Origin of the sequence: Nocardioides massiliensis (assembly GCF_030811215.1) — a bacterium.
In the GTDB taxonomy this organism is placed as follows: Bacteria; Actinomycetota; Actinomycetes; order Propionibacteriales; family Nocardioidaceae; genus Nocardioides_A; species Nocardioides_A massiliensis.
Genome location: NZ_JAUSQM010000001.1, coordinates 2,227,408 through 2,239,998 on the forward strand (window position 1 = coordinate 2,227,408; position 12,591 = coordinate 2,239,998).

A 12,591-nucleotide genomic window follows, 5' to 3' on the forward strand; every position below is an offset into this window, starting at 1 on the left:
GTTGCCTCTGCTGCTCGGTGCTGAATGGACGTGCGGGATGGAGTGCGCTGCTCAGGGGCGGTCCCGGCTGGCTGCGCAGGGCAGGCGTCAGCACCGGACACGCGGAGGGCAACGTTACCAGCGGGGCGCCGGGCCGCCCAAATCGCACCGTCACCACCAGCCGCGCCGCTCCCCGAGCCAGTCCCACACCACCTCGCCCTGCCAGCACTGGGCGTCGCGCAGGTGTGGCGAGGTGCGGGGCACCGGCTCGCCCGCCTGGCGCAGGAAGTAGCCGGACAGCAGGGCGAGCAGGACGTCGACGTGCTCGGACGGGACGCTCGCGGTCAGCCGGCGCGTGGCCAGGACCGTCTCCACGTCCAGCCCGTCGCCGCGGGGACCGATGAGTGCTGCGACGGTGTCGATCCACGCGGCTCCCCGGCAGGGCCAGTTCCAGTCGCACAGCAGCGCGGAGCCGTCGGGACGGATGAGCACGTTGTCGTCGCGCACGTCGGTGTGGACGACCGTGGCGCCGTCGGTGACCTCGCCGAGCCGGGCGGCCAGTGCGGCAGCCTCGGCACCGTGGTCGGCGAGTCCGCGGACCCGGACGGAGCGGGCGCCCAGCTGGTGCCAGTAGCCGGCCATCGCGCCGTGGTCCTCGGCGAAGGTGGAGGTGGTCAGACCGGGTGGGTCGGGCGTCAGCAGGTCGGCGGTCGTCTCCAGCGCGTCCAGGAGTGCGTCGAGCTCGACGGCTTGCCACGGCCGGCCCGGCTGGCGCGCGGGGACGTGCTCGAACCCGAGGACGACCCACGCCTCGTCGACGTGCTGCCAGCGCAACCGCGGGGCGGGTACGCCGGTCGGGAGCGCGGCCACCTTGCGCGCCTCCTCCAGGTAGGAGTCGGCGAAGACCCGCTGGGCGATCCGTGAGGCCGCCTTGACGAAGTGCCGCGATCCGTCGGCGCACTCGAGCACCGACGCGAAGCCCGGGGTGTAGCCCGCGTCCTGCGACTCGGCGCGCACGACCGGCGAGCCGCACCGCTGCGCCACCAGGCGCCGCACCAGGGGCGGCAGCAGCTCCCAGGTGAGGCGGCGGGCGGTCTGCCCGTGGGGGACCGGCGAGGTGATCACCCGAGCATGCTGTCAGGGCCCGGAGCGTGGGAGGATGGTGCCGCGCCGACCGCTGGCGCCGTACCTCATCACGACCCCATGAGCACCCCAGCCGAAGGACGCGACGAAGACCCGTGGCCACCCACCCGACAGCACCCGAGCCGGGCCGGACCGACCCCGCGATCCTGCGCAACTTCTGCATCATCGCCCACATCGACCACGGCAAGTCCACGCTGGCCGACCGCATGCTCCAGCTCACCGGCGTCGTCGACGAGCGGGCCGCCCGCGCGCAGTACCTCGACCGGATGGACATCGAGCGCGAGCGCGGCATCACCATCAAGTCGCAGGCCGTGCGGATGCCGTGGACGGTGACCGAGGGCGAGCAGGCCGGTCAGACGTTCGTGCTCAACATGATCGACACCCCCGGCCACGTCGACTTCACCTACGAGGTGTCGCGCTCGCTGGAGGCGTGCGAGGCCGCGATCCTGCTGGTCGACGCCGCCCAGGGCATCGAGGCCCAGACGCTGGCCAACCTCTACCTCGCACTGGGCGCCGACCTGCACATCATCCCGGTGCTCAACAAGATCGACCTGCCCAGCGCCAACCCGGAGAAGTACGCCGCGGAGCTCGCCGGGATCATCGGGTGCGACCCGTCGGAGGTGCTGCACGTCAGCGCCAAGACCGGCTTCGGGGTCGAGGAGCTGCTCAACACGATCGTCGCGCAGACCCCGCCCCCGGTGGGCGACGCCGACGCACCGGCCCGCGCGCTGATCTTCGACTCGGTCTACGACACCTACCGCGGCGTGGTCACCTACGTGCGGGTGGTCGACGGCAGCCTCAAGCACCGCGACCGGATCAAGATGATGTCGACCGGCGCGATCCACGAGATGCTCGAGGTCGGCGTGATCAGCCCCGAGCCGGTCAAGGCCGGCGAGATCGGCGTGGGGGAGGTGGGCTACCTCATCACCGGGGTGAAGGAGGTCCGCCAGAGCCGTGTCGGCGACACGGTCACCTCCGCCCACCACGGCGCGACCGAGCCGCTCGGCGGCTACCAGCACCCGAACCCGATGGTCTTCTCCGGGCTCTATCCCATCGACGGCGACGACTTCTCGACGCTGCGCGACGCGCTGGAGAAGCTCCAGCTCAACGACGCCGCCCTGCAGTACGAGCCGGAGTCGTCCGGCGCGCTCGGCTTCGGCTTCCGGATCGGCTTCCTCGGGCTGTTGCACCTCGAGATCGTCCGCGAGCGGCTCGAGCGCGAGTTCAACCTCGACCTCATCTCCACCGCGCCCAACGTGGTCTACCGCGTCGTGATGGAGGACGGGCGCGAGATCGTCGTCACCAACCCCAGCGAGTACCCCACCGACGGCAAGATCTCCGAGGTCTACGAGCCGATCGTGTCGGCGACGATCCTCGCGCCGAGCGACTACATCGGCGCCATCATGGAGCTCTGCCAGACGCGGCGCGGCCAGCTCGGCGGCATCGACTACCTCTCCGAGGACCGCGTCGAGATCCGCTACACACTGCCCATGGGCGAGATCATGTTCGACTTCTTCGACGCCCTGAAGAGCCGCACGAAGGGCTACGCGTCGCTCAACTACGAGCTCGCCGGCGAGCAGGCCGCCGACCTCGTGAAGGTCGACGTCATGCTCCAGGGCGAGATCGTCGACGCGTTCAGCGCGATCGTCCACCGCGACGCCGCCTATGCGTACGGCGTCTCGCTGGCCAGCAAGCTCAAGGAGCTCATCCCGCGCCAGCAGTTCGAGGTGCCCATCCAGGCCGCGATCGGGGCGCGGATCATCGCGCGGGAGAACATCCGCGCCATCCGCAAGGACGTGCTCGCCAAGTGCTACGGCGGTGACATCAGCCGCAAGCGCAAGCTGCTGGAGAAGCAGAAGGAGGGCAAGAAGCGGATGAAGATGGTCGGACGCGTCGAGGTCCCCCAGGAGGCGTTCATCGCCGCGCTGTCGACCTCGGAGCCGACCTCGGCCAAGAAGTAGCCGGCCCCGGCGGTGAGGCTGCCGAGCGTCCCGGCCGCCCTGGAGCGGGCCGGCGAGCGCGGCCCCGCGTGGGCCGAGTGGCTCGACCGGCTCCCCGGCCTCGCCGCGGAACTGCTGGCCGAGTGGGGGCTCGTCTGGGTCCCGGAAACCGCGGGTGGTGGGGCCTGGCACGGCCACGCCTCCTGGGTGCTCGCGGTGCGCACCGAGACCGGGGAGTCCGCGGTGCTCAAGATCGGGCTGCCGCACGAGGAGGCCGAGCACGAGCACCTCGCCCTGCGGCACTGGGGCGGGCCCCAGGGGCGCGGCGGCGCGGTGCGGCTGCTGCGGGCCGACCCGCGGCGGGCGGCATTGCTCCTCGAGCGGCTGCCGGGCGGTGATCTGCAGGAGCTGTGGGACGTCGAGGCGTGCGAGATCGCCGCGTCGCTCTACACCCGACTGCACGTGCCCGCACCCCCGACCCTGCGCCCCCTGACGGCGTACGTCGAGCGGTGGGTGGAGGCTTTGTCCAGCCTCCCGCGCGACGCGCCGCTCCCGCGACGGCTCGTCGAGCAGGCGGTCGCCGTGGGACGCGACCTGCGCACCGACCCGGCCACCGACGGGCTGCTCGTCCACGGCGACCTGCACTACGCCAACGTGCTCCGGGCCAACGTGCTGGCGGGCGATGACGAGGACTGGGTGGTCATCGACCCCAAGCCGCTGTCGGGCGACCCGCACTACGAGGTCGCACCGCTGTTGTGGAACCGGTGGGGCGAGGTCGTCGGCGCGACCGACGCGCGGACCGCCGTCCGTCAGCGGTTCCACGCGGTCGTCGACACGGCCATGCTGGACGAGGACCGCGCCCGTGACTGGGTCGTGCTCCGGATGGTCGTCAACGCCGCCGAGGCCGGCCACCCCGCCCAGCCGGCAGGCCCCACCGACCGGACGTGGCTGACGACCTGCATCACGGTCGCGAAGGCCGTGCAGGACTGAGGACCCCAGGTGGGGGCTGATGCGCGATGATGGCCCGATGAGCAGCCAGTCTCCCGCCGCGCGTGTCGTCGCGGTCAACGTCGGACCCGCGCGCGACGAGGAGTGGGCCGGCAAGCTGCGGCGTACGGCGATCGACAAGCGCCCCGTCAGCGGCGCGGTCCGGGTCGACGTAGGCGGCGTCGAGGGCGACGAGATCGCCGATCAGGCCAACCACGGGGGACTCGAGCAGGCGGTCTATGCCTACGCGCGTGAGGACCTCGACCACTGGGCGGGCGAGCTGGGAGGACCGATCGACGACGGCATGTTCGGCGAGAACCTCACCACCGTCGGCATCGACGTCAACGCCGCCCTCGTGGGGGAGCAGTGGCAGGTCGGCGAGCCGGGCACCGGTCCGCTGCTCGAGGTCGCGTCCGTGCGGATCCCCTGCCGCGTCTTCGCGAACTGGCTGGGGCTGCGCGGCCTCGACGACACGGCGTTCGTCAAGCGCTTCGCCCACGCCGGTCGCCCGGGGCCGTACCTGCGGGTGCTGGAGCCCGGGGTCGTGCGCGCCGGCGACCCGCTGCGCGTCGTGCACCGCCCGGACCACGGCCTGACGGTGCTGCGGCTCTTCCGCGCCCTCACGACCGAGCGGGACCTGCTGCCCGAGCTGCTCGACGTCCCCCAGGTCGGGAGCCGCCCGCGGGCGGTCGCAGAGGCGTACGTCGCCCCACGCGCGACGGTCGAGGTCTGATCGCGGGAGCGAGCCCAGGGGGTTTTCGGGGCAATGTGGCGACCCGGCTGCCGCCGGGGGCCGGTGTGACTTAGGTTATTACCCACCAGTCCATCGCGTGACGCACGCCACGCCTCATGCGCCTCAGGATGGACCCGTCATCACCCAGGAGCCGGGAGCAGAATCGTGAGTGCCATCAAGTACGACCTCGCAGCGATCGAGAACCGCCCACCGAACATGGCCGTCCAGTTCGTCGAACGGGTCAAGGCCTCCGCCGACCGGGAGGCGTTCCGCTACCCCGTCGGAGAGTCCTGGGAGTCGATGTCGTGGCGCGAGGCCGGTGACCACGTCGACAAGCTCGCCGCCGGGCTGCTCGCGCTCGGCATCGAGCCGCAGCAGCGCGTCGGCATCGCCGCCGGCACCCGCTACGAGTGGATCCTGGCCGACCTGGCGATCATGTGCGCCGGCGCCGCCACGACGACGGTCTACCCGACCACGATCGCCCAGGACGTCGCCTACATCCTCGCCGACTCCGAGTGCCGGATCGTGTTCGCCGAGGACGACATCCAGGTCGCCAAGCTGGTCGAGCAGCGCTCGGAGCTCCCGCACCTGCGCCACGTGATCGTCTTCGACGGCGCCGGCGACGGCGACTGGGTGATGACCCTGGCCGAGCTGGAGGCGAAGGGCGCCGAGCTGCTCGCCTCCGACCCGGAGGCCGTGCGCACCGCCATCTCGAAGATCGCCCCCGACGACCTGGCGACCCTCATCTACACCTCCGGCACCACCGGCCGGTCCAAGGGCGTGCGCCTCAAGCACTCCTCGTGGACCTACGAGGGCGCCTCGATCGCCGCGCAGAACATCCTCTCCGAGGACGACCTGCAGTTCCTGTGGCTGCCGATGGCGCACTCCTTCGGCAAGGTGCTGCTCTCCGCGCAGCTGGCGATCGGCTTCGCCACGGCCATCGACGGCCGGGTCGAGAAGATCGTCGACAACCTCGGCGTCGTGCGCCCGACCTTCATGGGTGCCGCGCCGCGCATCTTCGAGAAGGCCCACGGCAAGATCGTCACGATGCAGGCGGCCGAGGGCGGCGTGAAGGAGAAACTGTTCAAGAAGGCCTTCGAGGTCGGCCTCAAGGTCGACAAGCTCAAGCTCGAGGGCAAGCCGGTGCCGTTCCTGCTGGGCAAGCAGCACGCGCTGTTCGACAAGCTGGTCTTCAGCAAGGTCCGCGAGCGCTTCGGTGGCCGCGTGCGGTTCTTCATCTCCGGCTCGGCCGCCCTCAACCGGGAGATCGCGGAGTGGTTCCACGCTGCCGGCATCCTCATCCTCGAGGGCTACGGCATGACCGAGAACGCCGCCGGCGCCGCGGTCAACCACCCGCACCACTACAAGATGGGCACCGTCGGCCCGGCTCTGCCCGGCACCGAGATCAAGATCGGTGAGGGCGACGAGGTCCTGCTGCGCGGGCCCCACATCATGGAGGGCTACCACAACCTCCCCGAGGAGACCTCGCGCACGCTCGACGCCGACGGCTGGCTCCACACCGGTGACAAGGGCTCGCTCGACGAGGACGGGTTCCTGACGATCACCGGTCGCATCAAGGAGCTGTTCAAGACTTCCGGCGGCAAGTACGTCGTCCCGCCGGCGATCGAGTCGCAGTTCAAGGCGCTGTGCCCCTACGCCAGCCAGTTCATCGTGATCGGCGCGGAGCGCAACTTCTGCATCGCCGTCATCACCCTCGACCCCGACGCGATGGCGATGTGGGCCGCCGAGAACGGCATGGAGGGCAAGTCGTACGCTGAGATCGTCTCCAGCGACAAGGTCAAGGCGATGGTGGGCGACTACGTCGACCAGCTCAACACCCGCCTGAACCGCTGGGAGACGGTCAAGAAGTGGATCCTGCTCGACCACGACCTCTCGATCGAGTCCGGTGAGCTGACCCCGTCGATGAAGGTCAAGCGCAACGTCGTCGAGGAGAAGTACCGCGAGCAGATCGACGCGCTCTACGCCTGAGCAGTGACGTGATCGGCCACACCGGCCGACCGACGAGGGCACCGCGCACCCGCCTAGGGTGGACCGGTGCCCTCAGTCGTTCCCGACGCCGACCCCGTCCCGCGCGACGGCAGCCTCCCGGCGGCCGCGCTCGCCGAGCTGGGGACGCGGCCGTTCGGCTTCTATGTCCACGTCCCGTTCTGCCGGGTGCGCTGCGGCTACTGCGACTTCAACACCTACACCGCCGAGGAGCTGGGCTCCGGGGCGTCGCGCACGACGTACGCCGACCAGGCCATCGCCGAGATCCGGCTGGCGCGCCGCGTGCTGGGCGACACCGAGCTGCCGGTGGAGACCGTGTTCTTCGGCGGCGGGACCCCGACGCTGCTCCCCGCCGGGGACCTCGAGCGGATCCTGGCGGCGATCGACGCGGAGTTCGGTCTCGCCGCACACGCCGAGGTCACGACCGAGGCCAACCCCGACAGCGTCGACGCCGCGCGCCTCGCGCAGCTGCGCGCCGGTGGCATCAACCGCGTCTCCTTCGGCGTCCAGTCGGCGGTGCCGCACGTGCTCGCGACGCTCGACCGCACCCACGACCCCCGCCGGGTGCCGGAGGTCGTCGCCGCCGCCCGCGCCGCCGGGTTCGACCAGCTCAGTCTCGACCTGATCTACGGCACGCCCGGCGAGAGCCACGCCGACTGGGAGCAGACGCTGGCGGCCGCGCTGGAGTGCGCGCCGGACCACGTGTCGGCGTACTCCCTGATCGTCGAGGACGGCACGGCGCTGGCGCGGCGGGTGCGCCGCGGCGAGCTGCCGATGCCCGACGAGGACGACCTGGCGGAGAAGTACCAGACCGCCGACGCCGCTCTGCGTGCCGCCGGGCTGGGGTGGTACGAGGTCTCCAACTGGGCACGGGACGAGGCCGCCCGGTGCCGACACAACCTCGCCTACTGGCGCGGCGCCGACTGGTGGGGCGCCGGGCCGGGCGCGCACGGCCACGTCGGCGGCGTGCGGTGGTGGAACGTCAAGCACCCGGCGGCGTACGCCCGCCGCATCGCCGCGGGCGAGTCGCCGGCCCACGGGCGCGAGGTGCTGGACGCCGAGACCCGCCGGGTGGAGCGGGTGCTCCTGGAGCTCCGGCTGGCCGAGGGGCTGGCGCTCGACGTGCTCGACGCCGCCGGTCGCGACGCCGTGGGCGCACAGGTGGGCGCCGGCCTGGTCCGCGCCGAGCCACTGAGCGCCCCCGACCCGCGGGTCGTGCTCACCGACCGGGGCCGGCTGCTGGCCGACCTGGTCGTGCGCGAGCTGCTGGCCTGAGGGACGCCGGGGAGGCGTCAGCTGATGAAGCGGATGTTGAACGGGTAGCGGTAGTCCTCACCCGACGAGGCGCGCGCGGTGGCGATGATGAGGAAGATCAGCGCGAGCAGCGCGACGACCCCGCCGACCGGGATCACGACCAGGAGGCCGAGGCCCAGGGTCACCACGCTGATCACGACGCCGACCACGATCAGGATCAGCAGGGTTATCTGGAAGTTCAGCGACTCGACCGCGTGCCGGCGCACGAACGGCGAGCCGCTCTTCAGCAGCAGGACCAGCAGGGGGCAGAGCACGCCGAGCGCGAACCACGCGCTGACCAGACAGCCGATGTGGGAGACCAGCGCCCAGGTGCGCTCCTCGGAGCTGGGGGCGTCGCCGACCGAAGGGGAGCCGTAGGGAGGTCCGGGCGGATAGGTCATCGCGTGCTCCTCGGGTGTGTGGCGTCAAGCGGTGACGATCAAGCGGTGACGATCAAGCGGTGACGAAGTCGATCAGCTCCTCGACCCTACCCAGAAGAGCGGGCTCGAGGTCGGCGTACGACGTGACCCGGCCGAGGATGTGCTGCCAGGCGCGGGCGATGTCGGCCTGGGTGCGGTGGGGCCAGCCGAGGTGCTGGCAGATGCCCCGCTTCCACTCCGTCGAGCGCGGGATCGTGGGCCACGCCTCGAGCCCGAGCCGGTCGGGCTTGACCGCCTGCCAGACGTCGACGAACGGATGACCGACCACGAGGACGTGGGCACCGTGGGGTCCACGCCGGACCTCCTCCGCGATCCGGCTCTCCTTGGAGCCGCGCACGAGGTGGTCGACCAGGACACCGACGCGCCGCTCGGGGCCCGGACCGAAGTCGGCGAGGTGGGCGGGCAGGTCGTCGACGCCGGCGAGGTACTCGACCACCACGCCCTCGATGCGCAGGTCGTCGCCCCACACCTTCTCGACCAGCTCCGCGTCGTGGCGACCCTCGACGAAGATCCGGCTGGCGCGTGCCACGCGGGCCTTGGCGCCGGCGACGGCGACCGAGCCGGACGCCGTGCGGGTGGGGGCCTTCGGGCCGCGGCGCGTCGGGGCGACCAGGATGACCGGACGGCCCTCGAGCAGGAAGCCCGGCCCGAGGGGGAACGTGCGGCGCTTGCCGCGACGGTCCTCGAGGATCACCGTGCCGAGGTCGCGCTCGACCGCGACGACCTCCCCGCACCAGTCGGTGGTGACCTCCTCGACAACCATGCCGTGCTGCGCCTCGGTCTCGACCGCGCGGCCGCGCTTGGGCGCGCGCCAGTCGGTCGCGAGGACGTCGGTGCCGTAGCGGTCGCGGGGGGTCATGGGGGCACCGTAGGAGGGGCCACCGACAGGGTGGGTCAGGCACGCCGCACGCAGGTGACGTGACGGGTGTGATGTGGTCGGGCGATATATCGTTGACCTATCGCCGACCGATCGGCGAGAACACACGTGGAGGTGGACGATGACCGGAGCAGACCGCCCGAAGGACCCCTGGGCCGCAGCGACCGACGCGCTCGGTGCCGCATTCGGCGGTCGCGGCCCCGCCGCGGGCACCGGCACGCCACCGTGGGTGCGCGACCTGGTGCGTGGCCTCGGCGGACCCGGCGGACCAGGCTTCGGCTCGGGCTTCGGGCAGGCGCGACCCCGGCGCGCCCGGCGTGGCGACGTCCGCGCGGCGATCCTCGACGTCCTCGCGACCGAGCCGATGAACGGCTACCAGCTGATCCAGCAGATCGCCGACCGCACCGACGGCGCGTGGAAGCCGAGCCCGGGCTCGGTCTACCCGACCGTGCAGGCGCTGGAGGACGAGGGGCTCGTCGCCGGCGAGCAGGTGGGCGGACGCCGGTTGCTGGCGCTGACGGAGGAGGGGCGCCGCTACGTGGCCGAGCACCCCGACGAGCTGGCCGCGACCTGGGAGGTCTTCACGATCCGCGACGACCACACCGCCCCCGGCGCCGACGACGGTCCCGACCTCGGTCCGGTCATCGGCCAGGTGCTCGGTGCGGTCGGTCAGGTGGTGCTCAGCGGCACCCGGCAGCAGAAGGCCGAGGCGACCGAGATCCTGGCGGAGACCCGGCGCCGCCTCTACGGCCTGCTCGCCGACGACGAGTCCTGATGGGTGCCTGATGGCCAAGGAGGATCCCCGGCTGCACCGGCTCCGGGTCGGCGACAGCGAGCGGTACGCCGCGGTGGACGCCCTCGGGGAGCACTACGTCGCCGGTCGGCTGGACGCCGAGGAGCACCAGCAGCGCTGCGGCCAGGCGCTGCAGGCGCGGACCGGCGCCGATCTGATGCGGCTCTTCGCCGACCTGCCGCTCCCGCACCCCGACCTGCTGCCGGCCGTGGCGTCGTCGCCGAGGCCCACGCCGCCGGCGCGCCCACGGCGTACCTATCCCACGGCACTGGTCGCGGTGGTCGCGATCGTGGCGTTGATGGCGGTCGTGCGTGCGCCGTTCCTCGTCCTGCTGCTGGTGGGAGTCGCCATCTACCTGGTGCTGTCCCGCCGCGGTTGAGGCGTCAGGCCAGCGGCAGCTGGCGGGCGCCGCGCGGCAGGTGGGCGTACCCGCGGCGTACGGCGTGCTCCAACGCCTCGACGGGGAACGGCCAGGTGCTGGCGCCCAGAGCGTCGCCGGGGGAGATGCCGCGTCCGGCCAGGTCGCTGATGGTCGTGGCGACCACGCCGATGCCGCCACGCTGCTCCTCGACGAACGCCCGGCCGACCGGGGCGCCGTGACCGGGCACCACGACCGCGTGCTCGGGCAGCATCTGCACGACGAGGTCCAGCGCGGTGTGCCAGGTCAGCGGGAAGGAGTCCTCGCCGTACGACGGGGGCGCCGACTCCTCGACCAGGTCGCCGACGAAGACGAGCGCGGCGTCGGGCACGTGCACCACGACGTCGCCGTCGGTGTGGGCGGGGCCCGGGTGGATCACCTCGACGTAGCGGTCGCCGAGGTCGAGCACGCGCGCCGAGGACAGCGTGTCGGTCGCCGGGCGCACGCGCGCGGTGCGCAACCCGTCGAGGTGCTCGCTGGCGGCGTACGGCGACCCCGGCTCAGCCAGGGTGCGGCGGAACTCCTCGACGTGGGCGATGGTCGCGGCGGCGGCGTTCTCCTGCGCCAGCACGACGGCGTCGGGCCAGCGGTCGGCGAAGACCGCGTTGCCCAGGACGTGGTCCCAGTGGACATGGGTGTTGACGACCGCGACGACCGGGCCCAGGCCGCGCGCCTCGATCGCGTCGGCGAAGGCGGTGGCGTGCGCCTCGGTCGGGCCGGTGTCGACGACGACCGCGCCGTCGCGGCCCGTGACCACCCCGAGGGTCAGGTCGGCGAACGCGGTGCGCCAGCCCCAGCAGCCGGGGCGCAGCTCGACCAGGCCGGTGTCGGGCTCCAGTGTGGGATCACTCATCAGGTGCAGGCTACCCATCGCCGAACCCCGTAGGATTGGCACTCGGTCCGCACGAGTGCCAAAGTGCCGGGAACGGACCGGGCGACGAGCGGAAGGAGCAGGTGGCAATGGTCGAGGAGCGACGACTGGCCGTGCTGCGCGCGATCGTCGAGGACTACGTCTCCACGCAGGAGCCGGTCGGCTCGAAGGCCCTGGTCGACCGCCACCAGCTGGGCGTGTCCCCGGCGACGGTGCGCAACGACATGGCCGCGCTGGAGGAGGAGGGCCTCATCGCCCAGCCGCACACCAGCGCCGGGCGGGTGCCCACCGACAAGGGCTACCGGCTCTTCGTCGACAAGCTCAGCACGGTCAAGCCGCTGTCGGCCGCGGAGCGCCGGGCGATCACGACCCTGCTCGAGGGGGCGGTCGACCTGGACGACGTCGTCCAGCGCAGCGTGCGACTGCTGGCGCAGCTGACCCGCCAGGTGGCGGTCGTGCAGTACCCCATCCTCGCGCGCTCCACGGTGCGCCACGTCGAGCTCGTCCCGCTCACCCCCACGCGCATGCTCAGCGTGCTGATCCTCAGCACGGGGCGCGTGGAGCAGCGGGTGATCGAGCTGCCCGACGAGCTCTCCGAGGACGACCTGTCCCGGCTGCGCACCGACGTCAACCGGGCCGTGGTCGGGGAGCGCATCGCCGATGCCGCCGACCGGCTCGGCGAGATCACCCAGGAGAGCGCGAGCGCCGGTCTCGCGGCCACGACCGTCGTCGTCGCCTCCCTGATCGAGGCGATGAGCGACCACCGCTCCGACGAGCGCGTGGTCGTGGGCGGCACGGCCAACCTCGCCCGCTTCGGCGACGGCTACGAGACCACCATCCGGCCGATGCTGGAGGCGCTCGAGGAGCACGTCGTCCTGCTCCGTCTGCTGGGGGAGGCCACGTCCTCCTCCACCGTCACCGTCCGGATCGGACGGGAGGGGCCGGTGCAGGAGCTGTCCGGCACCTCGGTCGTGGCCACCGGCTACGGCCCCCGCGACGAGGCCTTGGCGACCCTCGGCATCGTCGGACCCACGCGCATGGACTACCCCGGGTCGATGGCAGCGGTGCGCGCTGTCGCACGCTACGTGTCCCGGATCCTCGAGGAGTGAG

Annotated in this window: 12 protein-coding genes; 8 read left to right on the forward strand and 4 right to left on the reverse strand. The window is 72.2% G+C overall.

Annotated elements, in window-relative coordinates; genetic code table 11:
- Window positions 1–150: 150 nt before the first annotated feature.
- Window positions 151–1,104 (reverse strand): phosphotransferase family protein, encoded by a 954-nt coding sequence (locus tag J2S59_RS11025; protein ID WP_068116793.1) that lies wholly within the window; start codon window positions 1,102–1,104, stop codon window positions 151–153.
- 113 nt (window positions 1,105–1,217) lie between these two features.
- Between J2S59_RS11025 and lepA the strand changes: the two genes are divergently transcribed.
- The 5 genes from lepA (at window position 1,218) to hemW (ending at window position 8,064) form a co-directional block, all read left to right on the forward strand.
- The gene (gene lepA, locus J2S59_RS11030; protein WP_068116792.1) at window positions 1,218–3,083 is read left to right on the forward strand and encodes a translation elongation factor 4; all 1,866 of its coding nucleotides are present in this window, start codon (window positions 1,218–1,220) and stop codon (window positions 3,081–3,083) included.
- A gap of 12 nt (window positions 3,084–3,095) precedes the next feature.
- Window positions 3,096–4,052 (forward strand): aminoglycoside phosphotransferase family protein, encoded by a 957-nt coding sequence (locus J2S59_RS11035; RefSeq protein WP_246360076.1) that lies wholly within the window; start codon window positions 3,096–3,098, stop codon window positions 4,050–4,052.
- Between the two features lie 37 nt (window positions 4,053–4,089).
- Window positions 4,090–4,782 (forward strand): MOSC domain-containing protein, encoded by a 693-nt coding sequence (locus tag J2S59_RS11040; protein ID WP_068116791.1) that lies wholly within the window; start codon window positions 4,090–4,092, stop codon window positions 4,780–4,782.
- Between the two features lie 216 nt (window positions 4,783–4,998).
- Window positions 4,999–6,771 (forward strand): AMP-dependent synthetase/ligase, encoded by a 1,773-nt coding sequence (locus tag J2S59_RS11045; protein ID WP_068116801.1) that lies wholly within the window; start codon window positions 4,999–5,001, stop codon window positions 6,769–6,771.
- Window positions 6,772–6,837: 66 nt separating this feature from the next.
- On the forward strand, window positions 6,838–8,064 hold the full coding sequence (gene hemW / locus J2S59_RS11050) for a radical SAM family heme chaperone HemW (RefSeq protein WP_306825118.1): 1,227 nt from the start codon (window positions 6,838–6,840) through the stop codon (window positions 8,062–8,064).
- Window positions 8,065–8,081: 17 nt separating this feature from the next.
- Here the strand turns inward: hemW and J2S59_RS11055 are convergent, their stop codons facing one another.
- Together J2S59_RS11055 and J2S59_RS11060 are read right to left on the reverse strand one after the other, a co-directional pair.
- Window positions 8,082–8,483, reverse strand: a complete 402-nt coding sequence (locus tag J2S59_RS11055) for a DUF4870 domain-containing protein (protein WP_220138306.1) — start codon at window positions 8,481–8,483, stop codon at window positions 8,082–8,084.
- Window positions 8,484–8,535: 52 nt separating this feature from the next.
- Window positions 8,536–9,381: a DUF3097 domain-containing protein gene (locus J2S59_RS11060; protein WP_068117654.1), complete on the reverse strand. Its 846-nt coding sequence runs from the start codon at window positions 9,379–9,381 to the stop codon at window positions 8,536–8,538.
- Window positions 9,382–9,520: 139 nt separating this feature from the next.
- Between J2S59_RS11060 and J2S59_RS11065 the strand changes: the two genes are divergently transcribed.
- Window positions 9,521–10,174, forward strand: coding sequence for a PadR family transcriptional regulator (locus tag J2S59_RS11065; RefSeq protein ID WP_068117657.1), 654 nt, complete (start codon window positions 9,521–9,523; stop codon window positions 10,172–10,174).
- Between the two features lie 10 nt (window positions 10,175–10,184).
- A complete protein-coding gene (locus tag J2S59_RS11070; protein WP_068117660.1) occupies window positions 10,185–10,571 on the forward strand; it encodes a DUF1707 SHOCT-like domain-containing protein in 387 nt (128 codons plus the stop codon).
- Window positions 10,572–10,575: 4 nt separating this feature from the next.
- On the opposite strand, the gene J2S59_RS11075 is transcribed toward J2S59_RS11070, so the two are convergent.
- A complete protein-coding gene (locus tag J2S59_RS11075) occupies window positions 10,576–11,463 on the reverse strand; it encodes an MBL fold metallo-hydrolase (RefSeq protein ID WP_181641575.1) in 888 nt (295 codons plus the stop codon).
- Between the two features lie 107 nt (window positions 11,464–11,570).
- On the opposite strand from J2S59_RS11075, the gene hrcA reads away from it, so the two are divergent.
- Window positions 11,571–12,590 (forward strand): heat-inducible transcriptional repressor HrcA, encoded by a 1,020-nt coding sequence (gene hrcA / locus J2S59_RS11080; RefSeq protein WP_068117667.1) that lies wholly within the window; start codon window positions 11,571–11,573, stop codon window positions 12,588–12,590.
- The last annotated feature ends 1 nt before the right edge of the window (window position 12,591 follow it).

Bases quoted from the DNA above. Each gene is read 5' to 3' on its own strand.
- J2S59_RS11040 (WP_068116791.1), top strand. From the start codon at position 4,090: ATGAGCAGCCAGTCTCCCGCCGCGCGTGTCGTCGCGGTCAACGTCGGA.
- J2S59_RS11045 (WP_068116801.1), top strand. From the start codon at position 4,999: ATGGCCGTCCAGTTCGTCGAACGGGTCAAGGCCTCCGCCGACCGGGAG.
- J2S59_RS11055 (WP_220138306.1), bottom strand. From the start codon at position 8,483: ATGACCTATCCGCCCGGACCTCCCTACGGCTCCCCTTCGGTCGGCGAC.
- J2S59_RS11060 (WP_068117654.1), bottom strand. From the start codon at position 9,381: ATGACCCCCCGCGACCGCTACGGCACCGACGTCCTCGCGACCGACTGG.
- J2S59_RS11065 (WP_068117657.1), top strand. From the start codon at position 9,521: ATGACCGGAGCAGACCGCCCGAAGGACCCCTGGGCCGCAGCGACCGAC.
- J2S59_RS11070 (WP_068117660.1), top strand. From the start codon at position 10,185: ATGGCCAAGGAGGATCCCCGGCTGCACCGGCTCCGGGTCGGCGACAGC.
- J2S59_RS11075 (WP_181641575.1), bottom strand. From the start codon at position 11,463: ATGAGTGATCCCACACTGGAGCCCGACACCGGCCTGGTCGAGCTGCGC.
- hrcA (WP_068117667.1), top strand. From the start codon at position 11,571: ATGGTCGAGGAGCGACGACTGGCCGTGCTGCGCGCGATCGTCGAGGAC.